The sequence below is a fragment of the Nonomuraea muscovyensis genome (assembly GCF_014207745.1).
Classification (GTDB): domain Bacteria; phylum Actinomycetota; class Actinomycetes; order Streptosporangiales; family Streptosporangiaceae; genus Nonomuraea; species Nonomuraea muscovyensis.
The window spans coordinates 852,151-876,948 of the sequence record NZ_JACHJB010000004.1; the positions used below are offsets into that span (position 1 = coordinate 852,151).

Here is a 24,798-nt window from a genome sequence, read left to right on the forward strand (position 1 = left end):
CTCCCGCTTCAGCCAAGGATCAAAAAGTGACAAAAGTTAACTGGCGTCTCGCAGGCATCCAAGGTTGGAGCTCCACCTTCTTGATCACTTTGCCGCTGGGAGCGGCGAGGAAAGCCGTTGCCCTCCCTCTCTGGGCGGATAAATACGGTTGTCCGATAACACGGGTGAAGCGGGAGGGTCGCGGGAGAGTCACGGCGTTGAGATTTGCGTTATCCACCCCATATGTTGAGCCCCGATCAACGAGGAGGCGAGTGTGGGGGATTCTCCCGACAGTGCGGCCATCGAGGTCGACGGGCTGTGGAAGATCTTCGGCCCGAAGGCGGAACGGGTGCTGGAACGCGAGGACAGGTTCCTCGACCCCGCCGCGCTGCGCGAGAGGACCGGCTGCACCGCCGCCGTCAGGGACGTCGGCTTCACCGTGCGGCCCGGCGAGGTGTTCGTGGTCATGGGCCTGTCGGGCAGCGGCAAGTCGACCCTGGTCCGCTGCCTCATCCGGCTGATCGAGCCGACGGCCGGGCGGATCAGGATCGACGGCGAGGACATCGGCCAGGCCTCCCCCGCGCGGTTACGCGACATCCGGCGCCACCAGGTCAGCATGGTGTTCCAGCACTTCGGCCTGCTGCCGCACCGGCGGGTGATCGACAACGTCGCCTACGGCCTGGAGATCCAGGGCATGGCCAGGGCGGCCCGGCACGCCAGGGCCGCGGAGATCCTGTCGCTCGTCGGCCTCGACGGCCACGCCGGGTCCTACCCCGACCAGCTCTCCGGCGGCATGCAGCAGCGGGTCGGCCTGGCCAGGGCGCTGGCCGTCGATCCCCGCGTCATGCTGTTCGACGAGCCGTTCAGCGCGCTCGACCCGCTGATCCGCCGCGACATGCAGGCCGAGGTGATCCGGCTGCACCGCGAGGTCGGCAAGACCATGGTCTTCATCACCCATGACCTGTCGGAGGCGCTCAAGCTGGGCGAGCGCATCGCGATCATGCGGGACGGGCGGATCGTGCAGGTCGGCACCCCGGAGGAGCTCGTCGGCGCCCCCGCCGACGACTACGTGGCCGACTTCGTCCGCGACGTGCCCCGCAGCCACGTGCTGACGCTGCGCTGGATCTGCCGCGACCCCGAGCCCGGCGAACCGCTCGACGGCCCCGAACTGCCCGCCGCCACGCTGGTCAAGGACGCCATCGCCGCGGCCTCGGCCTCCTCCCGCCCCATCAGGGTCGTCGACGGCGACCGGCTGGCGGGGGTGGTGGACCGGGTGGACCTGCTCACCTTCCTGTCAGGCGTCTCGGACCACGGCACGGACACCGGTCAGGTCCGGGCGAGCGCATGAGCACCGCGGCCGTCTCCACCCCCTCCCGCCCGCACCTGCCGAGGTGGGCCGCACCCGCCGGGGTCGCCGTCCTGTTCGCCGTCGCCTACCTGGCCTTCCGCGGCACGGCGACGCTGCCCCACGACGACGAGGCCGCGCCGTTCGTGGCGATCACCGAGCTGCGCGAGAGGGTGGACGCCAACAAGAACTCCAGCCCGCTCTTCCTCTACTTCGTCAACTACGTCCGCCTGCTGGTCGGCTCGATCTACGTCGCCTTCGCCGGAGCGCTGCACGGGCTCGGCTGGCCGGGACTGATCGGTCTCATGGGCGCCGTGGGCTGGGCGGCCGGCGGCTGGCGGGTCGGCCTGCTGGGCGTGGCCGGCTTCGCCGGGTTCGGCATGCTGGGCGTGTGGGAGTCGAGCGTGGACACGCTCGCCCTGGTCGGCACGGCGGTGCTGCTGTCGCTGCTGGCCGGTCTGCCGCTGGGCGTGTGGGCGGGGCGCTCGCCCCGGCTGCGCCGGGCGCTCAACCCGGTGCTGGACGTCATGCAGATCATGCCGACGTTCGCCTACCTGGCGCCGATGGTGCTGTTCTTCCAGATCGGCGCGCCCGCGGGCGCGATCGCCACCATGATCTACGCGATCCCGCCGGCCATCCGCATCACGGCGCTGGCCATCGACCAGGTCTCCCCCACCGCCGTCGAGGCGTCCGCCTCGCTCGGCGCGACAGGCTGGCAGACGCTGCGCAAGGTGCACCTGCCGCTGGCCCGCTCGACGATGACGCTGGCGGTCAACCAGACCATCATGATGGCGCTGTCGATGGTGGTCATCGCCAACCTCATCTCCGCGCCCGGCCTGGGCTCCGACATCATCCGCGGCCTGTCGCGCCAGAACGTCGGCATCATGCTCCCCGCCGGGCTGGCGATCGTCGTCATGGCGGTGGTGTTGGACCGGACCACGATGGCCGCGGCGCGGGGGCGGGGCGGCGACGGGCGGCTCCCGTCCGGGCGGGGCCTCGGCCGTGCGCGGGTGGCGGGCGCCACCGTGCTCGCGGCGGCGGGGGTCGGGCTGACGTACGTCCTGCCCGCCCAGTGGCCGGCCGGCTGGGTGCTGCCGATGGCCGGCCCGGTCAACGACGCGGTGCGGTGGGCCGAGACCACCTGGTACGACGTCACCGAGTCGGTCAAGAACGTGACGAGCGAGATCGTGCTCAACCCGCTGCAGGGCCTGCTCACCTCGGCGCCGTGGTGGCTGGTGGCCGCCGCCGTCGCGCTGGTCGCCTGGTGGGCGAGCGGGCTGCGGCCGGCGCTCACGGCGCTCGGCTGCCTGCTGGCGATCGCGCTGCTGGGCCTGTGGGAGCACAGCATGGTCACGCTGTCCATGGTGGTCGTCGCCGTGCTGGCCGTGCTCGGCGTCGGCCTCGTGCTGGGCGTGGCGGCGGCCCGCTCGCCGCGCTTCTCGGCCGTGCAGCGGCCGCTGCTGGACGCGGCCCAGACCCTGCCGTCGTTCGTCTACCTGCTGCCCGCGTTGGCGCTGTTCGGGCCCACCAAGTTCACCGCGATCTTCGCCTCGGTGATCTACGCGGCGCCGCCCGTGGTCCGGCTGGTCGAGGAGGGCATCCGCGGGGTGCCGCCCACGGTGGTCGAGGCCGCGCTGTCGGCGGGCTCCACGCCCGGCCAGCTGCTGCGCAAGGTGCAGCTCCCGATGGCCCGCGAGTCGATCCTGCTGGCCGCCAACCAGGGCATCGTGCTCACCCTCGCCATGGTCGTGCTCGGCGCGCTCGTCGGCGGCGGGGCGCTCGGCTACGACGTGGTCTCCGGTTTCTCCCAGCGCACCGACTTCGGCATGGGCTTCGCCGCGGGAGTGGCGATCGTCCTGCTCGGCATCATGCTCGACCGCATCACGCAGGGCGCCGACAGGCGTCCCTCCCCCCACCGAAGGATGTCCTGATGAAGATTCGCCTGCTCGCAGGCCTGCTCGCCCTTGGACTCGCCGCCGGATGCGGCGGCGCCAAGGTGGAGGACACGCCCACGTCCGCCGCCTCGCCGCCCGCCGCGAGCGCGTCCGGAGGCGGGACCGTGAAGATCGCGATCAACCCCTGGGTCGGGTACGAGGCCAGCGCCAACGTGGTGGCCTACCTGCTGAAGAACGAGCTCGGCTACACCGTGGAGTTACCCGAGATCAAGGAACAGCTCGCCTGGGAGGGCTTCGAGACCGGCGACGTGGACGTCATCATCGAGAACTGGGGTCACCCCGACCTGAAGAAGACGTTCATCGAGGAGAAGAAGACCGCCCAGGAGGCGGGCTCGACCGGCAACAAGGGCGTCATCGGCTGGTACATCCCCAAGTGGATGGCCGACGAGTATCCCGGCATCACCGACCACAAGAACCTCAACAAGTACGCCCACCTGTTCAAAACCTCGGAGTCGGGAGACAAGGGTCAGCTCCTGTTCGGCGACCCGTCGTACGTGAGCAACGAGGACGCGCTGATCAAGAACCTGAAGCTGGACCTCAAGGTCGTCACCGGCGGCAGCGAGGCTGCGCTGATCAAGGCGGCGCAGCAGGCGCAGGAGCAGAAGAAGCCGCTGCTGTTCTACTTCTGGGACCCGCACTGGCTCTTCAGCAAGACCGAGCTGGTCCGGGTCAACCTGCCCCCGTACACCGAGGGCTGCGACGCCGACCCCAAGAAGGTAGCCTGCGACTACGCCGAGATGGACCTCGACAAGATCGTGAGCACGAAGTTCGCGCAGAGCGGCGGCAAGGCCTACGAGCTGGTGAAGAACTTCAGCTGGACCAACGAGGACCAGAACGCGGTCGCCGACGACATGACCAACAACGGCATGACCGGTGAGCAGGCCGCGAAGAAGTGGGTCGAGGCCAACCCCGCCACATGGCAGGCCTGGATCCCGAAGTAACCCCCCTCGACCGGGCTCCGCTGGGGCGGGGCCCGGCCCCCGGAGACCCCCATGCGAAAGACACTCCTGGCACCGCTCGCGGCGGTCCTCATGCTGACGGCCTGCTCCGGCGAGGAGCCCGCGCCCGTCCCCCGGACCACGAAGGTGGTCAAGATCGACGTGCACGCCTGGGACGGCTACGCCGCCCAGGCCGCCGTGCTGGCCCACCTGCTGGAGCGCGAGCTCGGCTACGAGGTGCGCAAGCGGGAGATGAAGGAGGACGACTCCTGGGCGGACTTCGAGAGCGGCGACGTCGACGTCATCGTCGAGAACTGGGGTCATCCCGCGCTCAAACAGAAGTTCATCGAGGAGAAGAAGGTCGCGCTCTCGGCGGGTCTCACCGGGAACAAAGGCGTGATCGGCTGGTACGTCCCGGAGTGGATGGTCAAGAAATATCCGGACATCACCAACTGGCGGAACCTGAATAAGTACGCCGCGCTGTTCCGCACCGACAAGTCCGGGCAGGCCGGCCAGTTCCTTGCCGGCGACCCCACGTTCGTGACCAACGACGAGACCCTCGTCAAGAACCTCGGCCTCGATTACAAGGTCGTCTACTCCGGCAGCGAAGCCGCGTTGATCAAGGCCGCGCAGGACGCGACCAAGAACAAGAAGCCCCTGCTGATGTATTTCTACGAGCCGCAGTGGCTGTTCGCGAAGGTCAGACTCGTCAAGATCAACCTTCCGCCGTACGCCGTCGGCTGTGACGCCCAGCCGGCGAAGATCGCCTGCGACTACCCACCCTACCTTCTCGACAAGATCGTGAGCCGGTCGTTCGCCGAGAAGGGCGGCAAGGCCTACGAGCTGGTCCGCAACTTCACCTGGACCAACGACAACCAGAACGCGGTCGCCAGCGACATGGTCAACAACAACCTCACCCCCGAGCAGGCCGCCGAGCGATGGGTCAACGAGAACAAGATCGTGTGGAAGGACTGGATCCCACGCTGACCCCACCTGACCGTACGGTGTACCGTACGAGGGTGACCATCGAGTACAGCGGCAAGGGGGACCCCGCCCGCAGCCTGGCGCTGCTCTGGCGCACCAGGGAGCGGACCAGCCGCAAGGGCAAACCGGATCTCAGCGTCGACCGCATCGTGCGCGCCGCGATCGAGGTGGCCGACGCCGACGGGCTCCAGGCGCTGTCCATGCGCCGCGTGGCCGAGCGGCTCGGCGTGGGCACGATGTCGCTCTACACGTACGTGCCCGGCAAGCCGGAGCTGCTCGACGTCATGCTCGACACCGTCTACGGCACCGTCTACGGCACCGTCGACGGTGAGCAGGACGAGCCGGAGGAGGTGTCCGGCGACTGGCGCGAACGGCTGAGGCACATCGCCCGCGCGAACTGGGCTCTCTACCGGCGCCACCCGTGGCTGTTGCAGGTCGCGACGAGCCGGCCGGTGCTGGGGCCGAACGTCACGGCCAAGTACGACGCCGAGCTGCGGGCGATCGACGGCATCGGGCTGACCGACGTGGAGATGGACCAGGTGATCACCCTGGTGACCGGGTTCGTGCACGGCACGGCCCGGGGGGCGGTGGAGGCGTCGCAGGCCGAGAGCCAGACCGGGATGTCCGACGAGCAGTGGTGGGCCGCGCACGCGCCGTTCCTCGGCCGGATCGGCGACACCGCCCGCTATCCCACGGCCTCCCGGGTGGGCCAGGCCGCCGGCGAGGCCCTCGGCGGCGCCTACAGCGCCGAGCGCACCTTCGAGTTCGGCCTGGAACGCCTCCTGGACGGCATCGAGGCCCTCATACACCGCCGCACCGGGCATTCGGGGTAGACGGGGGCCCGCGTGGCGGCCTGTGCCTCCTGAACGCGCCTGTGGCGGCTCAGCGGGGCTCTGGGGAGGTGGCCGCCATGAGCGCGGTGCGGTGCTGCCGGGGGCTGGGCGGGTAGGCCCAGGTCACGCCGGGGCCGCCGCCCGCGATCACGTGCGAGACCACGGTCCGCAGCAGCGCCTCCGCCGTCGCCCCCGGCTGCTCGGCCCGCGCCTCCCGGTAGCGGTCCAGGATGCGCGCCAGGTCCAGCATCATCGTGTTGGCCTCCTCCCCCTCGGCCCCCGGGGTGACGACCCTGCCGGAGGCGGGCTCATCGGACGCGGGCTCGGCGGAGGCGGGCTCGGCGGACGCGGGCTCGGCGGCGGGTGCGGGCGCGATCGTGAGCCGCAGCGCGCCGATCCGCTCGTCCACCGTCCACGCGCCGAGGCCGGTCGCCTGCTCCGGGCAGACGATCCCCCGTACGGCCTCGGCGAAGTGCGGCTGGTCCATGCCGTCGACCATGCCGGTCAGCCAGTCCGTGCGCAGGTGGAGCACCCCCGGCTGTTCCACGGCCGCGCACTTGGCGATCAGCTCCGTGAGCGTGCCCTCGGGATCGTGCAGCCCCTCCTCGCCCCGGGCCGCGAAACGGTCGGCCAGCAGGTGCAGCGAGATGAGGCGCGGCGGGTCGTAGGTGGTCAGCACACCCTGTTCCCGGCCGGCGCGCACCGGCCCGGTGTCGTCGGAGCAGGCCCGCAGGCCCTCCATGAACGCGATCCTGGCCTCGGGCGCGAGGCGGGCGTCCCAGCCCCACTCCGCCGGGGCCTCGGCGCGTTCCTCCGCCGCCCCTGCACGGCGCGGGCCACGGCGCAACCACCACACGAGCACGCCGACGACGACGGCGGCGGACACGGCAAGTGCGATCACCACGATGCGGCTACTCCCCTCATCACGGGCAGGGCCTAGCAGCGTAGTGTGATCATCCTCGCCAATCCGCCCATTTCCCGAGATTCGCCCGCCTCTCAGGACATAGGTGACTAAGTGCTACGAAACGGGCGCGGCGCGCAGCCGGACGACGTGCTCGACCAGCGAGATCAGCGTCGCCTTCACCGACTCGCGGTTGCGCGCGTCGGTCTGCACGATCGGCACGTGCGCCGGCAGGGCCAGCGCCTCGCGCACCTCGTTCTCCGAGTGCGGGAACTGCCCGTCCCAGCCGTTCACGCCGACCACGAACGGCAGCTTGGCCTCCTCGAAGTAGTCGATCGCGGGGAAGCTGTCGGCCAGCCGCCGCGTGTCGAGCAGCACCACGGCGCCGATCGCGCCGCGGACGAGGTCGTCCCACATGAACCAGAACCGGTGCTGCCCGGGCGTGCCGAACAGGTAGAGGATCAGGTCACGGTCCAGGGACAGCCGGCCGAAGTCCATGGCGACGGTCGTCGTCTGCTTGTTGGGAGTCATGCCGAGATCGTCGATGCCCGCGGACGCGTCGGTCATGACGGCCTCCGTGGTCAGCGGCAGGATCTCCGACACCGCCCCCACGAACGTCGTCTTGCCGACGCCGAACCCGCCCGCGACGACGATCTTCGTCGACGTGAGGCCGGCGCTAGAGCCTGCGAAGTCCACTGAGCACCCTTTCGAGCATGTTGAGGTCTGGCTGTCCCTGGCTGAGGCGTGGCTGGTGCAGGCGGACAAGCCCTTCGTCGGACATGTCCGCCACCAGCACCCGCGCCACGCCCAGCGGGACACGGAGCAAGGCCGAGATCTCGGCGACCGACCGGAACGTGCGGCAGAGCTGCATGATGGCCTCCTGCTCGGGGGTGAGCAGGGCCATCTCGTCGTCCGGGATCGACATGGACGAGATCAGCGTCTCCATCGCCAGGTGGTAGCGCGGCTCGGATCGGCCGCCGGTCACCGCGTACGGACGGAACAGGGGCTCGTCGTCCCCGGTCCCGTCAACGCCGTACACGACCCACTCCCATCAGTGTCATTGCATCACCGAGTCCTTGCCGCCTGCAGCTCCGCCCGCAGGGCGGGCGTCAAGACCTGCCCGGCACGGTCCACCAGCAGGGTCATCTGGTAGGCCACGAGGCCCATGTCGCAGTCGGGCGCGGCCAGCACGGTGATCACCGAGCCGTCGCTGATCGCCATCACGATGAGCAGACCGCGCTGCATCTCGACGACGGTCTGCGTCACGGCGCCGCCCTCGAACACGCGGGACGCGCCCACGGTCAGGCTCAGCAGACCGGCCGACACCGCGGCGAGCTGGTCGGCCCGGTCCGGCGGGAAGCCCTCGGAGCTCGCCAGGCACAGGCCATCGGCGGAGACGACGACCGCGTGCGCGACCCCGGGCGTGTTGCGCACGAAGTCGGTGATCAGCCAGTCGAACCGATGCGCCTCGTGGCTAAGGGTTGTCACTCGCCCTCCCTGGCAGGACGCTCGCTCACTCTCGTTCCTCCTGTTCGCGTACTTCCGCACGCCCGCGCCGCACTCCCTGCTGGTAGCTGGCCATCCTGCTGCGCATGCGCTCGGCGGACACCGGCGGAGCCGGAGCCCGCTGCGCCTGCCGCTGCGGCTGGGCGCTCGACGGGCTCGCCGTGCCGGGCACCAGGTTGGCCTTGGGGGTGCGCTTGGGCAGCCCGGCGGCGGTGATGCCGCCGAGACTGGGGTCGCTGGCGGCCGCCGCCGCACGCCAGCCGGCGTCAGCGGCGGTTCGCCATGCTTCCTCCCCAGAGGGTACGGCTTGCGCGGGCGTGGCCTCACCCTGGTTCGCGGCCGACGCGGCCGGGGCGGGCGCCTGCTCGCCGGGTGGCCTGCGGAACCACGCCGACTCCACCGAGGCGAAGATCGGCAGATACTCCTCACCGGAGTCCATGGGCGAGACGTCCACCGACGGGTGCGGGTCGGGCCGGCGCACCTCGGCCGTGCTGAACGACGGCGTGGGGGGCCCGGCGGGCGGCGAGGCGGGCGGCGGGGTCTGGAAGCCGCCGGACTCGGTGCTCGGGTACGACGGGAAGCCGGGGCGGTCCGTGCTGGGGTAGGACGGGCTCGGGTACGACGGGTAGCCGCCGGTGTCGAGCGACTGCTGCCGGAAGGCGCCGCCGTCCGTGTCGGCCGTGAAGCGCGGCGCGCCGTTGCGTCCGGGTCCCGGCCCGTTGGCGCCGCCGACGCCGTTCGCGCCGCCGGTCCCGCCGGCGCCGTTCGCCCCGGCGCCGGGCGCGACCGCCGGACCGGTGGCAGGGCCGATGGCGGGACCGTTGAGCGGATCGGCGGCGGATCCCGTGCCGGCACCGGCGGCGGGCGGGCCGCCGCGGGCGGCGCCGCGGGACCCGAAGGAGTCGAGGCTGTTGAACGAGCGGAACGTGCCGTTCTGCACCGGCACCCCACCGGGCCCGCCCGCCTGCGGCGTGGCCGCGGCCGAACCGCCGAAGGCGGGCCGCTGCGGCAGCGGCTTCTGGCTCCCGTCGGTGACGAGCGCCGGAGGCAGCAGCACCATGGCGACCAGGCCGTTGGCGTTGCCCTTGCGGAGCTGGACGCGGATGCCATGGCGCAGCGCCAGGCGGCCGACCACGAACAGGCCCATCCGGCGGGAGACGGAGACGTCGACCACGGGCGGCTCGGCCAGGCGGCGGTTGGCCTCGCCCAGCTCCTCCTCGGTCATGCTGATGCCCGCGTCGGTCACCGACAGCAGCGCGCCGCCCCCGTCGACGAGGCTGCTCGTCACCACGACGGGCGCGTTGCTCGGGGAGAACTGCAGGGCGTTCTCGACCAGCTCGGCCACCAGGTGCACGAGGTCGTTGGCGACGCTGCCGAGCACCGAGGTGCCACGGTGCACCTTGACCTGGACGCGCTCGTAGCCCTCGACCTCCGACAGGGAGGCGCGCACCACGTCGACGAGCTTGGCGGGCTGGCTGCGCCGGCGGGAGGGCTCGTGCCCGGCGAGGACCAGGAGGTTCTCGGAGTTGCGGCGCATGCGGGTGGCCAGGTGGTCGAGCTTGAACAGGTCGGCCAGCCGGCCGCCGTCCTGCTCGCCCTTCTCCAGGCCGTCGATGAGCGAGATCTGCCGTTCCACCAGCGTCTGGGTGCGCCGCGAGAGGTTGACGAACATGGAGCTGATGTTGCTGCGCAGCTCCGCCTCCTCGCCGGCGAGCCGGACGGCCTGCCGGTGCACCTGGTCGAAGGCGCGGGCGACCTCGCCGATCTCGTCGTTGCCCTCGACGTCGATGGGCCGGATCTCGGGCACCGAGTCGCCGGACAGGCGCAGCTGGCGCACCACGTCGGGCAGGCGGAACCCGGCGACCTCCAGAGCCTCGGTGCGCAGGCGGCGCAGCGGCGTGACCATGGAGCGGGCGATGGCGACGGTCAGCAGCAGCACGAGGAGCAGCAGCGCCAGGATCAGGGCTCCGGCGATGACCGCGGCGCGGATCTCGGCGTCGCGCAGCTCGCCGCCGCGCAGGGCCAGGGCGCCGCTGATCTCCCTCTCGACCTTGTGCAGGGCGTTGATGGTGGTGGCGTTGTCGGTGAACCACTGATCGGGCGGGGTGACCTTGGCGTCGGTGCTGGCGAGCAGGTCCTGCCTCAGCCGGACGCCGGGCGCCTTGCCGCTGGCCAGCGTGATGGCGCGCGACTTGGTCAGCTCGGTGTTGTAGTACTGCGGGATGGTCAGCTCCTTCTGGAGCTTCATGCCGACCTGCGGGCCGGCCTCCAGGCCGACGGTGGCGATCGCGGCGCGCTGGGAGGCGTTGGAGGCGATGAAGCGCTCCACCTCCTTGGCGTCCACGCTGGCGGAGTTGTAGTAGCCCTTGAGCAGCTGGACGCGCTGCCGGGACACCTCCTCCTTCGCGCGGGCGATCGCGCTCAGCGCCCTGAACTGGCCGATGATCTGCGGGTCCTCGCTGAGGAGGCCCAGCTCGTCGTGCAGCCGGAGCAGCGTGTCGAGCACGGAGTCGTAGCGGGTGGTGTCGCGCTGGCCCTCGCCGCGGGTCCTGCCGAGCTGGTTGAGGTCGAGCCGCGTCCGCTTGACGACCTCCTGCACGCGCGAGCCGTAGGACTCGTCCATCGTGTCGAGGTCGGCCCGCACCTTCGTGGCCAGCTCGTCCACCGCGGCCTTGCGCTCGGCGTAGGGCTTGGCGAGCCGCTTGCGCAGGTTGCGCGCGGCATCGAGCCAGCCGCCGGTGTCGCGCTCCAGGCCGAGCGCCTGGACCAGGTCGCGGATCCGCTCCGCCTGCTGGGCGGCGCGCGTCGTGCGGTCGTAGTCCTCGATGCTCTGCACCGAGCCGACCACGCGCGCTCCCCCGAGCGCGACGCAAACGACGGTGGGAACGAGGATGAGCGCGGTCAGGCGCCACCTTACGCGCCAGTTGCGCAGCCCCAGCCGTGACAGTGACCGCTTCGCACGGTCCCGCTCGGCGGGTGTGCCGCTCTCCGAGATCCCCGTTGTCACTGCTCCCGCTACCCCTCAATCATCCCGATTCGTCCCATCAGACCCAAGGACGTCCACAAGGTACTCGCAGCGTCAGACTAATTACGCCAAACCGGGCACAATCGTTACATATGCCACCGCCCGTCGTGTGTTGGGCTACCGCAACGCTGCAAGAACCTGATCGCGGACCTGGGCCCGCTGCGCGTCGTCGCTGAGGGGGCGTCCGGCGCGGTCCACCACGTAGAAGACGTCCACCGCCTCCGCGCCGAGAGTCTCCACGCGAGCAGCTCTCACGTCAAGACCGCACTCGCCGAACGCCCGTCCGATGCGCCACAGCAGCCCCGGCCTGTCATGGGCCCTGACTTCGACCACGGTGGCGGTGGCCGAGGCGTCATCCACCAACGTCACACGGGGTGGAGCGACCGGTACGCGAGGGGGCCTGGCGGACCTCGCGCGCCGCGCCAGGCGCTGCTCGATGTCAAGACGTCCAGCAAGGACCAGGCGCAGGTCCGCCTCCAGCGTGGCGGGATCCGGCGGCGAACCGTACTCGGGGACGACCGAGAACTCGATCACCGCCGTGGAACCGGCCGAGGCCGACGCCGCGGAGCGGACGATCAGCCGGTGGGCGGCCAGCACCCCGGCGGCGCTCCACAGCAGGCCGATCCGGTCGGGGGCGACGACCGTGACCGCTCCGCCGTTGACGCGCACGGCGCCGCCGCCGTGCCGGGCCAGCGCGGCCTGCTCCGGCGAGAGCGTGGGCGGTCTGGGCGGCGGCGAGCCGGACAGCACGGACCGCACACGGCGCACCAGGTCGGCGACGAGCCCGGCCTTCCAGGCGTTCCACGCGGCCGGGCCGGTGGCGTTGCCGTCGGCGACGGCCAGGGCCGCCAGCAGGTCGAGCACCTCGCGCGAGCCGACCGTGCCGGCGACCTTCTCGATGGTGACCGGGTCGTCCAGGTCGCGGCGGGTCGCCGTCTCGGGCAGCAGGAGGTGGTGGCGGACGACCGTGGCCAGGACCTCCACGTCCGCGGGAGACAGGCCGATGCGGACGCCGATGTCGCGGACCACGACCTCGCCCGTGGCCGAGTGGTCGCCGGGCCAGCCCTTGCCGATGTCGTGCAGCAGCGCGCCGATCAGCAGCAGGTCGGGGCGCGAGACGTCGCGGGTGTGGCCGGCGGCGTTCGCGGCGGCCTCGACCAGGTGCCGGTCGACGGTGAAACGGTGGATCGGGTTGCGCTGCGGGCGGTGCCGTACGCGCTCCCAGTCAGGGAGCAACTTGACAAGGATGCCCGCCTGGTCGAGCTCCTCCCACACCGGCACGGCGGCGCGGCCGGCGCCGAGGATCGACACCAGCAGGCCGCGGGCCTCGTCGGGCCACGGCACGGGCAGCGGGGGCGACTGAGCAGCGAGGACGGACACCGTGGCGGGCGCGAGAGGCAGCCCCGACTCGGCCGCGGCCGCGGCGGCGCGCAGCACCAGCAGTGGGTCCTTGCGGGGGTCGGCACCGCGGGCGAGCACCACCTCGCCGCCGTGCTCGACGATCCCGTCGGCCAGCGGACGACGCCCTCGGGGGGCCGGTCCTGACACGAGCCTGTCAACCGTGCGCCAGGTGGCGTCGAACGCGTGGGAGATCGTCCGGCCGGCCTCGGCGAGCCGGCGCATCAGCGCCTCGGCGTCGAGCAGCCCGAGCAGGCCGGCGACCGCGTCCTGCTCCTGCAGGACGAGCCGGTCGGTGCCCCGGCCGGTGACGACGTGCAGGGCGTGCCGCACGTCGAGGATGAACTCGTAGGCCTCACGGGCCCGCGGGCCGGGCGCCGAGGCCACCCAGGCCGCCGCCACCGCCTGCATGGCCTGCACGTCGCGCAGGCCGCCACGGCCGTCCTTGAGGTCGGGTTCGAGGAGGAAGGCCAGCTCGCCGCTGGTCTGCGCCCGCTTGTCGGCCGCGTCGCGCAGCTCGCCGAGCCGGCGCCGGGAGTCGGCCCGCCACTCGGCGAGCACCGCTTCCCTGGCCTTGCGGGTCAGATCGGGATCGCCCGCCACGTGCCTGGCCTGGATGAGGCCGAGCACCGCCTTGAGGTCGTCGCGGGCGACCGTCACGGCCTCGTCCACGGTCCGCACCGAGTGGTCGAGGCCGACTCCGGAGTCCCAGACGGGGTACCAGATGCGATCGGCGATCCTGCCCACGTCGTCACGGCCGTTGTGGAGCAGGACCAGGTCAAGGTCGCTGCCGGGGGCGAGTTCGCCGCGCCCCAGGCTGCCGACGGCGACCAGGGAGACGTGGTCGCCGTCGCTCGCCGTGCGGAAGAGGTCCTTGAGCCACCGGTCGGTGTCCGCCGCCCGCTCCTTCCGGGCGGCGGCGTACGAGCGTGATTCTCCCCTCAAGGCTTCCCCTCGCCTCGATGTGATCTGACGTCTTCGGCTACAGGGCGTCGGGGCCGCGTTCGCCGGTGCGGACCCGGACCACGGAGTCCACCGGCACCGACCAGACCTTGCCGTCGCCGATCTTGCCGGTCTGGGCGGCCTTGACGATGACGTCGATGACGTCCTCGGCGTCGTCCTCCTCCGCCAGGACCTCCAGCCGGACCTTGGGCACCAGGTCCACCTGGTACTCGGCGCCCCGGTAGACCTCGGTGTGGCCGCGCTGGCGGCCGTAGCCGCTGGCCTCGCTGACGGTCATGCCCTTGATGCCGAACTGTTCGAGCGCTGCCTTGACGTCATCGAGCTTGAAGGGCTTGATGACCGCGGTGATGAGCCTCATGCGTCCACCTTCTTGGCTGCCGGGGCGACGGAACCGTTCGCGGAGGTCACGCCGGAGGCGTGCACCGTGCCGAGGTCGTAACCGGTCTCGGCGTGGGTGGTGATGTCGACGCCGGTGACCTCTTCCTCGGCCGGGATCCGGAAGCCCATCACCTTGTCGATGATCTTGGCGATCACCCAGGTCACGACGAACGAATAGACGCCCACCGCGACCGGACCGAGCACCTGCAGACCGAGCTGGGTGAACCCGCCGCCGTAGAACAGGCCCTCGTTCTGCTGCTCGAGGAACGGGTAGCGGGCGAGGAAGCCCAGCGCCACCGCACCGACGAGACCGCCGACCATGTGGACGCCGACCACGTCGAGCGAGTCGTCGTAGTCGAACTTGTACTTCAGGCCGACGGCGTAGGCACAGGCCACACCGGCGAGCAGGCCGATGACGATGGCCGCCCAGGGGTCGACGAAGCCACAGGCCGGGGTGATGGCGACCAGACCGGCGACCGCGCCGGAGGCGACGCCGAGGGTGGTGGCGTGGCCGTCGCGCATCTTCTCGACCAGGAGCCAGGCGCCGGCCGCAGCGGCGGTGGCGATCTGCGTGTTCATGAACGCCAGGGCCGCCGTGCCGTCGACCGCCAGCTCCGAGCCGGCGTTGAAGCCGAACCAGCCGAACCACAGCAGACCGGCGCCGAGCAGGACCAGGGTGAGGTTGTGCGGCCGCATCGGCTCCTTGCGCCAGCCCTGCCGCTTGCCCAGCACGAGCGCCAGGGCGAGCGCGGCGGCGCCGGCGTTGATGTGGACCACCGTGCCGCCGGCGAAGTCCTCGATGCCGAGGGTGTTCAGCCAGCCGGTGCCCCAGACCCAGTGGGCGACCGGGAAGTAGACGAGCGTCGCCCAGACGACGGTGAACAGCACCCAGGCGCCGAACTTGGCCCGGTCCGCGATCGCGCCGCTGATCAGGGCGACGGTGATGATGGCGAACGTCAGCTGGAAGGCCGAGAAGATCAGGCTGGGCATGCCCGTGCCGTCGTCCTTCGTGGCCGTGTCCACCAGGCTCTGGAGCCCGAAGTGCTCGAAGCCGCCGACGAAGTTGTTGAGCCAGGACATCGGGTTGTCGCTGAACGTGAGCGAGTGCCCGTACAGGACCCAGGTGATGGACACCGTGATGATGGCGACGAACGACATCATCATCATGTTCAGGACGCTCTTGGCCCTGGTCATGCCCCCGTAGAAGAACGCGAGGCCCGGAGTCATCAACAGCACCAACGCGGTGGCCGTGAGCATCCAGGCAGTCGTGCCGCTATCGATCTTCACGACGCGACCCTCCTTACATATGACGTGTGGCCACAGCGTGTTCGCCCACGGTTTCGTGGCTCGACCAGGTGTGTTTCACGTTGGTGAATCTCGCCGGGCAGGTGTTTCGCCGGTGTTTCGGACCATTCACACCTTGTATTCCGGACACGAGAGACCGCCGTGGCCATGGTCCCGGAGGGGGGTTACGAGCGGCGCGCGCACGTCCTGTGCGGGCGGCCGGACCGGCTCCAGATCACGTCGGGCCCCCTGAACGACCGATCCGCCGCCCGGCCGCGGGAAGCGGTCGGACGGCGGAGGCGTCGTTCGGGGGGCCCGAAGCGGTCAGGAACCCGAAGCGGTCAGGCGGCGGCGGTGGCCATGCGGCGCAGCCGCGCCAGCGCGTCACGCTCGATGCGGCGGGCCCGGTCGCGGCCGATGCCGTAGCGCTCGCCCACCTCCGTGAGCGTGTGCTCGCGCCCGTCCACCAGCCCGTAGCGCCAGCGCAACATGTCGCGGGTGTCGCCCTCCAGGTCGGTGAGCCACTCGTCGAGCCGCTCGCGCTCCAGGATGTCGATCGCCTGCTGCTCCGGGTCGGCCCAGGTCTCGTCGGCGATCATGTCGCCCAGCTCGGTCTCGTCCTCGTCGCCCACGCCGAGCTGCAGTGACACCGGGTCGGAGGCCCAGCGGCGCAGCTCGCGCACCCGCTCGATCGGCAGCTCGAGAATCGCCGCGAGGTCGTGGTCGGTGGGCTCGGCGTCGAACTCGGCCAGCAGGTCGCGGCGCACCCGCATCAGCCTGGTCATCTGCTCACCGGCATGGGTGGGCAGCCGCACCGGCCGCGCCTGCTCGTGGATGGCCCGGCCGACCGACTGCCTGATCCACCACGTGGCGTACGTCGAGAACTTGTAACCCCGCTTGTAGTCGAACTTCTCCACGGCCCGGACCAGCCCCAGGTTGCCCTCCTGGACCAGGTCGATCAGCGGCATCCCCCGGCCGGAGTACTTCCGTGCCACCGCCACGACCAGGCGCAGGTTGGCCTGGATGAACTCGTCCTTCGCCCGCCGGCCGGAGACGGCCAGGCGTTCCAGCTCCTCGTCGGCCGCGTCACCGAAGCGCGGCTCGGAGCCGCCGCGGTCGAGAAGCTGCTCGGCGAAGAGCCCGGCCTCTATCCGCTTGGCCAGCTCGACTTCTTCCTCCGCCGTGAGCAGCGGGACCCTGCCGATCTCGGCCAGATAGGTCCCCAGCAGATCGCGCTCGGCGACGTGCTGCTCCTGCGCGCGACTCCCCGTAGGCCTTGCCATCCCCAGCGCACCTCGTTCCGCAGCTGCGTTCTATATCCGGCCAACGTCCGGACCGATGCAAAGATTCCCTAAAGGGGTACGACCAGCGGACGGTTCTGGAGGTCCTCCTCAAGGAGGAGGCCGGGGTGAAGCCGCAGGCGGCGGCGCCGGATCAGCTGACGGGACCCTCTGCGGGCCGCAGGGTGAGCTCGGTCAGGTGGGCGTCGGGGCCGGCGTTGACGGCCGCCAGCACGGCGCGGGCGACGCTCTCGGACCGCAGATAGCGGTCGGGTTCGTACGCCCCGCCCTCGTGCTCGCGCACCCCGCGCTGCATGTCGGTGCCGATCCGGCCGGGGTAGAGGCTCGTCACCCGGAGCCGGGGCTCCTCCAGGCGCAGCGCGTCGGCGAAGGCGCGCAGCGCGAACTTGCTGGCCGAGTAGGGGCCCCAGCCGGCGCCGGCGCGCTGCCCCTGGCCCGAGTTGACGCACACCACGTGGCCGCCGGCCGTCCGCAGCGCGGGCAGCAGCAACCGGGTGAGCTCGGCGACCGCGACGACGTTGACCTCCATCGCCGTGCGCCACGCCGCGGCCGTGGAGTCGGCGATCCGGCCGAGCGGGGCCACCCCCGCGCTGTGCACCAGCACGTCGAGCCGATCGACGCCTTCGACGTCGGCCTCGGTGACCCCGGTCAGCTCGACCGGCCAGGGCCGGGCGCCGGGCAGCTCGCCCGCCAGGCGGGTCAGGGCACTTTCGTCGCGGCCGCCGAGCAGGACGTCGTGGGTCGGCGCCAGCGCTCGCGCGACGGCCTCGCCCACGCCCCTGGAAGCTCCGGTGATCAACGCGGTGGGCCGTGCGGTCATGAGATCAGTGTAGGACCTTGACGGCTGCACTCAAGTTTGAGTACAAATTTGACTATGTCTTCCTCGACCAGGCTTCTCATCCTCGGCACGCTGCTCGACGGGCCGATGAACGGTTATCAGGTGCGCAGGCGGCTGGAGGTGATGGGCGCCGACGGCTGGGCCAGCGTGGCCTTCGGCTCGATCTACCACGGGCTGTCCAAGATGGCCGACGAGGGCCTGCTCACCGTGGTCGAGAGCGGCAAGGGCGGCAAGACCGTCTACGAGATCACCGAGACGGGCCGCGAGGAGTTCCACCGCAACCTGCTGATCTCCTGGCACGAGGTCAGGCCCGTCGTCGACCCCTTCCAGGTCGCGCTCACGTACATGGACCGGCTGAGCTCCGAGGAGCTCGTCCCGGCGCTGTACGGCAGGATCCAGGAGCTCCGGCGGCAGATCACCCTGATCGAGCACGCCTACGGCGCCAAGCAGCGCTACGGCGCCCCCCGGCACATCGACGAGAACCTCCGCCTGATGGCCGCCATGTTCGCCGCCCAGCTCGCCTGGGCGGAGCACGCGGTCACCCAGGTGGAGGCAGGCGAACTCCCCTGAAGGAGCACACATTGATCATCGACGCCCATGGCTTACGCAAGACGTTCACCACCCGCGGCAGGAAGGGCACGCAGACCGTCGAGGCCGTGCGCGGCGTGGACCTGGAGGTGGACAAGGGCGAGATCTTCGGCGTCCTCGGCCCGAACGGCGCCGGCAAGACCACCACGATCAGGATGCTCGCCACGCTGATCGTCCCCGACGCCGGCACGGCCACCGTCGCCGGCCACGACCTGCTGAAAGACCCGGGCGGGGTGCGCCGCCACCTCGGCTACGTCAGCCAGGCCGGCGGGGTCGAGGAGAACACCACGCCCCGCGCCCAGGTCACCATGGCCGCCCGCATCCACGGCGTGGCCGACCCCGCGCGGGCCACGGCCGAGGTGCTGGAGCGGTTCGAGCTGACCGAGATGGCCGACCGGCCGGGCCGCACGCTGTCGGGCGGCCAGAAACGGCGGGTGGCCATCGCGCTCGGCCTGGTGCACAGCCCGCCGCTGCTGTTCCTCGACGAGCCGACCACCGGCCTCGACCCGCAGAACCGGGCCAACCTCTGGAACCGCATCCGGCAGTTGCGCGAGCTGGGCACCAGCGTGCTGCTCAGCACCCACTACCTCGACGAGGCCGACGCGCTGTGCGACCGGCTGGCGATCGTGGACCACGGCCAGGTGGTGGCCCAGGGCACTGCGGGCGAGCTCAAGCGCGAGGTCTCGGGCGACGTGGTCACGCTCCGGGTGGACGAGCCCGTCCGGGCCGCCGAGACGCTCAAACCGTACGCGCGGGAGACCCGCCTCGACGACGAGGTGCTGCGCGTGTACGTGGACGACGGGGAACGGACGCTGCCCGCGCTGCTGCGGGCGCTGGAGGAGGAGGGCCTCTCGCTCACCTCGATCGCGCTCGACCGGTCCACGCTCGACGACGTCTTCCTGGCCAAGACCGGCCGGTCCCTTCGCGACGCGGGAGCCGCCGCGTGATCGGCCACACGGCCCTCTTCCTGGGCTACGAGCTGCGCAACACCTTCCGCAACCCCGTCTGGCCGCTGTTCGGCATCGTCCAGCCGGTGGTCTACCTCCTGCTGTTCGGCCCGCTGGTGGCCGGGTCGGCGGGGCAGTCGACGGCCGACATGCTGACGGCGTTCACGCCGGGCATGCTGGTGATCACCGCCCTGTTCGGCTCGATCGGCGTCGGCTACGGCATGATCTACGAGCTGCGCAGCGGTGTGCTGGAGCGCGTCGCGGTCAGCCCGGCCTGGCGCCCGTCGATCGTGCTCGGGCGCACCCTGCGCGACGGCGTCGTGCTGGTGCTCCAGTCGGTCGCGGTGGTGCTCATCGCGCTGGCGATGGGCATGCGGGCCAGCCTGCCGGGAGTCGCGATCACGGTGCTGCTCATCGCCGTGACCGGCCTGTTCGCCTCCGGCATCGGCTACGGCCTGGCGCTGTCGCTGCGCGACGAGAACGGCATGGCGCAGATCATGCAGTTCTTCGCCCTGCCGATCATGCTGCTGTCGGGCGCCCTGCTGCCGATGACGCTGGCTCCGGAGTGGATGCAGCGGGTGGCCGTCCTCAACCCGATGTACCACCCGGTGGTGGCGGGTCGGGCGCTGTTCGCCGGCGACCTGACCGACTCCTCGATCCCGGTGGCGTTCGCCGTCATGCTGGTGCTGGCCGCGCTGACGGTGACCTGGTCGGTGCGCTCGCTGCGCCGGCTGGCCGGGTAGGGCTACCGGCGGTCCACGGGCGCGAACGTCCCGGTCTCACCGGTCATCCGTTCCCACTCCTCCAGCCGCGCCCGGGTGCGCAGCGGCGCCGCCTCGGCCATGGCCTCCACCAGCGCCATGGCCAGGACCAGCGGCGCCGCCTGCGCGGTCGACACCGGCCGGTCGCCGACGGGCGCGTCGAGCACCACCTCCGCCGGGAAGTCGGGCCGATCGGTGATGACCGCCGTCTTCAGCCCCAGCTTCGCGGCGTACTCCAGGGCGCGCACCGCGTCGGCGGGGTAGCGGGGCAGCACCACCGCCACCACCCACTCGGCCCCCGACCGGCGGGCCGCGTGCAGCGCGTCGGACAGCTCGCAGCCGCCGTGGGTCAGCAGCCGCACGTCGGGATGGATGCGCCGGGCGAAGTGGGCGAGGGTGGTCGCCAGCCCGCTGGAGGCCAGCAGCCCGATCACGGGCAGCGGCTCGGTGGCGGCCAGCGCCTCGCCCAGTTCCTTCAGCGGCAGCGCCGCCAGCCGCTCGCGCAGCCGGGTCAGGCCGCGGATCTCGTCGTCCACGGCGCCCCGCAGCAGGCTCTCGTGCGACCTGTCGGGCGCGCCGCCCAGCACCAGCGGCCGCAGCGCCTGCCGCAGCTCGGGGTAGCCGGCGAAGCCCAGCACGACCGCGAACCGGGTCACCGACGGCTGGCTCACGCCGGCCCGTTCGGCCAGCTCGACGCTGGACAGGAAGATGGCCTCGTCGAGGTGGTCGGACAGGTAGCCGGCGATCCGCCGCTGCACGGGCGACAACCTCCGGCCGTCGAGCAACCCGTCGAGCCCGCTGTGGTATCCGCCTGTCACGCCACATCTAACGTCCCTCCCCCCGCTTCGTCATCCCCCGTCCCACATGTCAGGACACGAGGAACTGGGTGGCGGCCAGCTCACGGTAGAGGTCGTCGTGCCCGACCAGCTCGTCGTGCGTGCCCACGGCGCGCACGCCGCCCCCTTCCATGACGACGATGCGGTCGGCGTTCGTCACGGTCGACAGGCGGTGGGCGATGACCAGCACGGTCGTCTCGGTGGCCACCTCGGCGATCACCTCGCGCAGCCGCAGCTCGTTGACCGCGTCGAGCTGCGAGGTCGCCTCGTCCAGCAGCAGCAGCCGGGGCTTGCGCAGCAACGCCCTGGCGATGGCGACCCGCTGCCGCTCACCGCCCGACAGCAGCACGCCGCGGTGGCCGACGGCCGTGTCGAGCCCCTCGGGCAGCCGGGCCACGAGGTCGTCGAGGCGGGTGCGGGTGATGGCGCGCCGCAGGTCCTCCTCGGTGGCGTCCTGGGCGGCGAACAGGAGGTTCTCCCGCAGGGTGCCGGCGAGCACGGGCGCGTCCTGCTCGACGTAGCCGAGCGCGGCGCGCAGGTCGCCGAGCGGCCAGTCGCGGATGTCGCGGCCGCCGACCGTGATCGTGCCCTCCTGGTGCTCGTAGAAGCGTTCGAGCAGGGCGAACACGGTGGACTTGCCGGCGCCGGACGGGCCCACGAGGGCGGTCAGGCCGCCGGGCGGCACCTCGAAGCTCACCCCGTGGTGGACGGCCGGCCGGTCGTCGCCGTACCGGAAGGCCACGTCCTCGAACCGCACGCCGACCGGCTCGGCGGTGGAGGAGGCCGGGACCGCGACGGGCTCGGCGGGCAGGTCCTCGATCTCCTTGATGCGCTTGACGGCGGCCAGGCCCTGCTGGAGCTGGACGGCGCCCTCGACGAGCTGCCCGATGGGCGCGACCAGGTAGAACAGGTACAGCAGGAACGCGATGAGCGACGAGACCTCCAGCGTGCCGGAGGCGACGCGCGCGCCGCCCACGCCCAGCACGCACAGGAACGCGATCTGCACCGCCATCCACGTCGCCACCCCGGCCAGCGACGTCCAGCCGGCGACCTGCAGGCCGCGGTCGCGGGCGCGCTCGGCCGCGCCGGCGACGACGCCGATCTCGCGCTCCTCGGCCCCGCTCGCCTTGACCGTCCGGTACGCCTGCAGGGCCCGGTCGAGCACCGCGCCCATCTCGCCCACGGCCTCCTGGGCGTCCTGCTGGGCCCGCTGGATCCGCGGCATGATCAGCCCGGTCATACCGCCGATGACGACCACCACGAGCAGCGTGACCAGCAGCAGCACGCCGTCCATGGTGGCCATCATGACGATGGCGCCGACCAGCATGAACGCCGAGCCGATCGAGTTGACGATGCCGTTGGTGAGCACGGAGCGCAGCAGGGTAGTGTCGCCGGTGACCCGGGACATCAGGTCGCCGGGCTTGAGCCGGTCCACGTCCGCCACCTTGAGCCGGAGCATGCGGTCCACCAGCCTGCGCCGGGCGCCGAGCACGATGCCCTCGCCGGTGCGCTCCATCAGATAGTTGCCGCCGGCCGAGACCACCGCGCCGACCAGGACGGCCACGCTGAGCCCGATGAGCGGCCCGGCCATCGACCGGTCCTGGCCGAAGGCGTCCACGACGTACTTGGCCAGCAGCGGCATCGCGAGCCCCGCGATGGACCCGATCAGGCCCAGCAGCCCACCGATCACCAGGATCCGCCGGTGCGGGCGGATGTAGGCGAGTAAGTCCTTGATCACCAGTTTTCCTCTCCAGAGGTGCTCCGACAACGCCAACGAACGGCGGCGCGCGATCCGCACCCGTCAACCTAAATTGACGACTGAAGTATGTCAACTTTGATTGACGCCTCCTCCCTGAGGAGGAGGCGACGGCTCAACGGCTATAGTCATGACCATGACTAGTCATCTCCATGAGCAGGGATAGCCGGTGGCGCTCCGGCACGCCGTGCTCGCCGCGCTGCTCGACGGCGAGTACAGCGGCTACCAGCTCACCAAGGTCTTCGACGTGGGCGTCGCCAACTTCTGGTACGCCGCGCCGCAGCAGCTCTACAGCGAGCTGACCAGGTTGGAGGGCGAAGGCCTGATCAGCGGCCGGGAGGTCGTCCAGCACGGCCGCCCCAACAAGCGGGTCTTCACCGTCACGCCGGCCGGCTTCGACGAGCTGGCCGCCTTCGCCGCCACCCCCGTCAGGCCGCTGCTGCTCCGCGACGAGCTGGCCGTCAAGGTGCACGCCGTGGACGTGCTCGACCCGGCACCCGTCGTCGCCCAGCTCCGGGAGCGGGCCGACCAGGCGGCGGCCAGGCTGACGCTGTTCGAGCGGACGCTGACGCGCCTGCGTGGTGACCTGGACGAGGAGTCGTTCCTGCGGCACGGCGAGCGTGTCGGCCCGTACCTGTCCTGCCTGGCCGGCTGCCGGCTGGAGCGGGAGACGCGCGACTGGTGCCTGGCCACCGCGCGAACGCTGAGCGAGCGCGCCGCCCGCGCCGGAAGGGAGATCCGATGACCTACACCCGCTACGTCGCCCTCGGCGACAGCCAGACCGAGGGCCTGGGCGACGGCGACGACCTGCGCGGCCACCGCGGCTGGGCCGACCGGCTGGCCGAGCACCTGGCGCGGTGCGAGCCCGGCCTGCTGTACGCCAACCTCGCCGTGCGGGGCCGCCTGGCCGCCGAGGTCCGCGACGAGCAGCTCGGCCCCGCCCTGGCGCTGCGGCCCGACCTGGCGAGCGTCATGGCCGGCATGAACGACCTCATCCGCCCCGGCTTCGACGCCGCGAAGGTCGTCGAGACGCTGGAGGAGATGTTCGCCGCGCTCACCGGCGCGGGGGCGCACGTGGTCACGGTCACCTTCCCCGACCTCGGCAGGATCGCCCCGCTGGCCCGCCCGCTGTTGCCGCGGGTGCTGGCCTACAACGCCGGCGTCCGCTCCGCCGCCGCCCGTCACGGCGTCACGGTGGTCGACACCTTCCCGTACGGGTTCTTCACCGACGCGCGCATGTGGAGCAGTGACCGGCTGCACGCCAGCCCGATGGGTCACGCCCGCTTCGCGGCCGCCGTGGCCCACACGCTGGGCGTGCCGGGCAGCGACGACACCTGGACACTCCCCCTGCCGGCGCTGCCGCGCCCCACCGCCTGGCAGGCCACGGCCACGGAGCTGCGCTGGATCGCGGGGTTCGCCGCCCCGTGGATCCACCGCCGCCTGCGCGGCCTGTCCTCCGGCGACGGCCGCACGGCCAAACGCCCCGCGCTCTCCCCGGTCACCCCCCTACCGGACTGACGGCCGGGCGGTGCGGGCCGGCGGGATCAGTCGACGGCGGGCAGGTCGGGGTCGTCGTAGTCGGCGTCGCCGTCCTCGGAGCGCCGCAGCTTGACGTCCTCCACCCACGCGCGGGCGAACGCCCGCACGCGCGCGGCGCCCGCCCCGTCCAGCCCGCACGCCCGGAAGGCCTCGTCGGGCATCAGCTCGGCGAACTCCAGCCGCATGACCAGCTCGGGCAGCGCGAAGTCGTCATGGTACGGCCTGGCCAGGGCCTCAAGGTCGCGAAAGGTGCGCGTCTCGCCCGCCCGGACCGCCACGGCGAGGTCACCGGCGAGCCCCCGGTCGTGCAGCGCCCGCATGGCGAGCCCGACCGCGTCGTCCACGTCGAGCACCCGCAGCCCGCCCCACGTGACGGCCGGCCGTTGCGGCGCCTCCCGGTGCAGGACTACCTCCCGGCGCTCACCCGTCACCGGCTCGCGCACCGCCAGCCCGGCCACCCTCGGCGCCACCGCACCGAGCGACGCCTCCAGCCCCGCCTCCAGGAACCCGCGCCACACCGCCTCGGCCACCTCCGCCGCCGACCGGCAGGGGTCGGTGACGAGGTCGATGTCCTCACCCGGCCGGTCGGCCAGGCCGTGGAGCGCCAGGGCGTGTCCGCCCGCGAGCACCAGCCCGTACCGGCAGGCGACGGGCAGCACGGCGGCCAGCAGCGGGCCGTCCGCTCCCGGCGACGTCCATCCGTCCGGCGCCCGTCCTGGCGGGATCTCCCCTGGTGACATGGA

23 protein-coding genes are annotated in these 24,798 nt (G+C 71.7%); 10 read left to right on the forward strand and 13 right to left on the reverse strand.

Annotation, left to right across the window (positions count from 1 at the left end):
- Nucleotides 1-253: 253 nt before the first annotated feature.
- Genes FHU36_RS41720 through FHU36_RS41740 form a run of 5 tightly spaced genes read left to right on the forward strand, consistent with a single transcriptional unit; the run spans nucleotide 254 to nucleotide 6,034 of the window.
- A complete protein-coding gene (locus FHU36_RS41720; protein WP_312892203.1) occupies nucleotides 254-1,327 on the forward strand; it encodes a quaternary amine ABC transporter ATP-binding protein in 1,074 nt (357 codons plus the stop codon).
- Nucleotides 1,324-3,255 carry an ABC transporter permease gene (locus FHU36_RS41725; protein ID WP_185089598.1) on the forward strand — a complete coding sequence of 644 codons (1,932 nt, stop codon included), beginning with the start codon at nucleotides 1,324-1,326 and terminating at the stop codon, nucleotides 3,253-3,255. Before FHU36_RS41720 ends, FHU36_RS41725 begins: the two co-directional genes overlap by 4 nt.
- On the forward strand, nucleotides 3,255-4,220 hold the full coding sequence (locus FHU36_RS41730) for an ABC transporter substrate-binding protein (protein ID WP_185089599.1): 966 nt from the start codon (nucleotides 3,255-3,257) through the stop codon (nucleotides 4,218-4,220). The genes FHU36_RS41725 and FHU36_RS41730 overlap by 1 nt, the downstream gene beginning before the upstream one ends.
- Before the next feature lie 51 nt (nucleotides 4,221-4,271).
- Nucleotides 4,272-5,204 carry an ABC transporter substrate-binding protein gene (locus tag FHU36_RS41735; protein WP_185089600.1) on the forward strand — a complete coding sequence of 311 codons (933 nt, stop codon included), beginning with the start codon at nucleotides 4,272-4,274 and terminating at the stop codon, nucleotides 5,202-5,204.
- Nucleotides 5,205-5,236: 32 nt separating this feature from the next.
- Complete coding sequence (locus FHU36_RS41740; RefSeq protein WP_312892204.1) at nucleotides 5,237-6,034, forward strand: TetR/AcrR family transcriptional regulator; 798 nt, start codon at nucleotides 5,237-5,239, stop codon at nucleotides 6,032-6,034.
- A gap of 49 nt (nucleotides 6,035-6,083) precedes the next feature.
- Here FHU36_RS41740 and FHU36_RS41745 read toward each other — a convergent pair whose 3' ends face one another.
- From FHU36_RS41745 to FHU36_RS41790, 10 genes are all read right to left on the reverse strand, one after another.
- Nucleotides 6,084-6,938, reverse strand: a complete 855-nt coding sequence (locus tag FHU36_RS41745; protein ID WP_185089602.1) for a hypothetical protein — start codon at nucleotides 6,936-6,938, stop codon at nucleotides 6,084-6,086.
- Nucleotides 6,939-7,052: 114 nt separating this feature from the next.
- Nucleotides 7,053-7,631 (reverse strand): GTP-binding protein, encoded by a 579-nt coding sequence (locus FHU36_RS41750; protein WP_185089603.1) that lies wholly within the window; start codon nucleotides 7,629-7,631, stop codon nucleotides 7,053-7,055.
- A complete protein-coding gene (locus tag FHU36_RS41755; protein WP_101790383.1) occupies nucleotides 7,612-7,974 on the reverse strand; it encodes a DUF742 domain-containing protein in 363 nt (120 codons plus the stop codon). The genes FHU36_RS41750 and FHU36_RS41755 overlap by 20 nt, the downstream gene beginning before the upstream one ends.
- 26 nt (nucleotides 7,975-8,000) lie before the next feature.
- On the reverse strand, nucleotides 8,001-8,423 hold the full coding sequence (locus tag FHU36_RS41760) for a roadblock/LC7 domain-containing protein (RefSeq protein ID WP_113700549.1): 423 nt from the start codon (nucleotides 8,421-8,423) through the stop codon (nucleotides 8,001-8,003).
- Nucleotides 8,424-8,448: 25 nt separating this feature from the next.
- Nucleotides 8,449-11,448, reverse strand: coding sequence for a sensor histidine kinase (locus FHU36_RS41765; RefSeq protein WP_185089604.1), 3,000 nt, complete (start codon nucleotides 11,446-11,448; stop codon nucleotides 8,449-8,451).
- A 135-nt stretch (nucleotides 11,449-11,583) separates the two neighbouring features.
- Nucleotides 11,584-13,833, reverse strand: coding sequence for a [protein-PII] uridylyltransferase (locus FHU36_RS41770; RefSeq protein ID WP_185089761.1), 2,250 nt, complete (start codon nucleotides 13,831-13,833; stop codon nucleotides 11,584-11,586).
- A gap of 13 nt (nucleotides 13,834-13,846) precedes the next feature.
- Complete coding sequence (locus tag FHU36_RS41775) at nucleotides 13,847-14,185, reverse strand: P-II family nitrogen regulator (protein ID WP_185089605.1); 339 nt, start codon at nucleotides 14,183-14,185, stop codon at nucleotides 13,847-13,849.
- Complete coding sequence (locus FHU36_RS41780; RefSeq protein WP_185089606.1) at nucleotides 14,182-15,492, reverse strand: ammonium transporter; 1,311 nt, start codon at nucleotides 15,490-15,492, stop codon at nucleotides 14,182-14,184. Before FHU36_RS41780 ends, FHU36_RS41775 begins: the two co-directional genes overlap by 4 nt.
- 338 nt (nucleotides 15,493-15,830) lie before the next feature.
- The gene (locus FHU36_RS41785) at nucleotides 15,831-16,772 is read right to left on the reverse strand and encodes a sigma-70 family RNA polymerase sigma factor (RefSeq protein ID WP_185089607.1); all 942 of its coding nucleotides are present in this window, start codon (nucleotides 16,770-16,772) and stop codon (nucleotides 15,831-15,833) included.
- Between the two features lie 151 nt (nucleotides 16,773-16,923).
- Nucleotides 16,924-17,610, reverse strand: a complete 687-nt coding sequence (locus FHU36_RS41790) for an SDR family oxidoreductase (protein WP_185089608.1) — start codon at nucleotides 17,608-17,610, stop codon at nucleotides 16,924-16,926.
- 54 nt (nucleotides 17,611-17,664) lie between these two features.
- On the opposite strand from FHU36_RS41790, the gene FHU36_RS41795 reads away from it, so the two are divergent.
- Genes FHU36_RS41795 through FHU36_RS41805 form a run of 3 tightly spaced genes read left to right on the forward strand, consistent with a single transcriptional unit; the run spans nucleotide 17,665 to nucleotide 19,906 of the window.
- A complete protein-coding gene (locus tag FHU36_RS41795; protein ID WP_185089609.1) occupies nucleotides 17,665-18,198 on the forward strand; it encodes a PadR family transcriptional regulator in 534 nt (177 codons plus the stop codon).
- An 11-nt stretch (nucleotides 18,199-18,209) separates the two neighbouring features.
- Nucleotides 18,210-19,163 (forward strand): ATP-binding cassette domain-containing protein, encoded by a 954-nt coding sequence (locus FHU36_RS41800; RefSeq protein WP_221497317.1) that lies wholly within the window; start codon nucleotides 18,210-18,212, stop codon nucleotides 19,161-19,163.
- Entirely contained in the window at nucleotides 19,160-19,906 is a 747-nt protein-coding gene (locus FHU36_RS41805; protein WP_185089610.1) for an ABC transporter permease, read from the forward strand. Before FHU36_RS41800 ends, FHU36_RS41805 begins: the two co-directional genes overlap by 4 nt.
- A gap of 2 nt (nucleotides 19,907-19,908) precedes the next feature.
- Here FHU36_RS41805 and FHU36_RS41810 read toward each other — a convergent pair whose 3' ends face one another.
- Together FHU36_RS41810 and FHU36_RS41815 are read right to left on the reverse strand one after the other, a co-directional pair.
- On the reverse strand, nucleotides 19,909-20,742 hold the full coding sequence (locus FHU36_RS41810; protein WP_185089611.1) for a MurR/RpiR family transcriptional regulator: 834 nt from the start codon (nucleotides 20,740-20,742) through the stop codon (nucleotides 19,909-19,911).
- A gap of 49 nt (nucleotides 20,743-20,791) precedes the next feature.
- Nucleotides 20,792-22,498 (reverse strand): ABC transporter ATP-binding protein, encoded by a 1,707-nt coding sequence (locus tag FHU36_RS41815; protein WP_312892205.1) that lies wholly within the window; start codon nucleotides 22,496-22,498, stop codon nucleotides 20,792-20,794.
- 187 nt (nucleotides 22,499-22,685) lie between these two features.
- Between FHU36_RS41815 and FHU36_RS41820 the strand changes: the two genes are divergently transcribed.
- Nucleotides 22,686-23,261: a PadR family transcriptional regulator gene (locus tag FHU36_RS41820; RefSeq protein ID WP_185089612.1), complete on the forward strand. Its 576-nt coding sequence runs from the start codon at nucleotides 22,686-22,688 to the stop codon at nucleotides 23,259-23,261.
- Complete coding sequence (locus FHU36_RS41825) at nucleotides 23,258-24,034, forward strand: SGNH/GDSL hydrolase family protein (RefSeq protein ID WP_185089613.1); 777 nt, start codon at nucleotides 23,258-23,260, stop codon at nucleotides 24,032-24,034. The genes FHU36_RS41820 and FHU36_RS41825 overlap by 4 nt, the downstream gene beginning before the upstream one ends.
- Before the next feature lie 26 nt (nucleotides 24,035-24,060).
- Here the strand turns inward: FHU36_RS41825 and FHU36_RS41830 are convergent, their stop codons facing one another.
- Nucleotides 24,061-24,795 (reverse strand): nucleotidyl transferase AbiEii/AbiGii toxin family protein, encoded by a 735-nt coding sequence (locus FHU36_RS41830; protein WP_246503248.1) that lies wholly within the window; start codon nucleotides 24,793-24,795, stop codon nucleotides 24,061-24,063.
- Nucleotides 24,796-24,798 lie beyond the last annotated feature (3 nt).

Coding starts and splice junctions, on each gene's coding strand:
- FHU36_RS41725 (WP_185089598.1), top strand. CDS start 1,324: ATGAGCACCGCGGCCGTCTCCACCCCCTCCCGCCCGCACCTGCCGAGG.
- FHU36_RS41730 (WP_185089599.1), top strand. CDS start 3,255: ATGAAGATTCGCCTGCTCGCAGGCCTGCTCGCCCTTGGACTCGCCGCC.
- FHU36_RS41735 (WP_185089600.1), top strand. CDS start 4,272: ATGCGAAAGACACTCCTGGCACCGCTCGCGGCGGTCCTCATGCTGACG.
- FHU36_RS41775 (WP_185089605.1), bottom strand. CDS start 14,185: ATGAGGCTCATCACCGCGGTCATCAAGCCCTTCAAGCTCGATGACGTC.
- FHU36_RS41785 (WP_185089607.1), bottom strand. CDS start 16,772: ATGGCAAGGCCTACGGGGAGTCGCGCGCAGGAGCAGCACGTCGCCGAG.
- FHU36_RS41790 (WP_185089608.1), bottom strand. CDS start 17,610: ATGACCGCACGGCCCACCGCGTTGATCACCGGAGCTTCCAGGGGCGTG.
- FHU36_RS41795 (WP_185089609.1), top strand. CDS start 17,665: ATGTCTTCCTCGACCAGGCTTCTCATCCTCGGCACGCTGCTCGACGGG.
- FHU36_RS41825 (WP_185089613.1), top strand. CDS start 23,258: ATGACCTACACCCGCTACGTCGCCCTCGGCGACAGCCAGACCGAGGGC.
- FHU36_RS41830 (WP_246503248.1), bottom strand. CDS start 24,795: ATGTCACCAGGGGAGATCCCGCCAGGACGGGCGCCGGACGGATGGACG.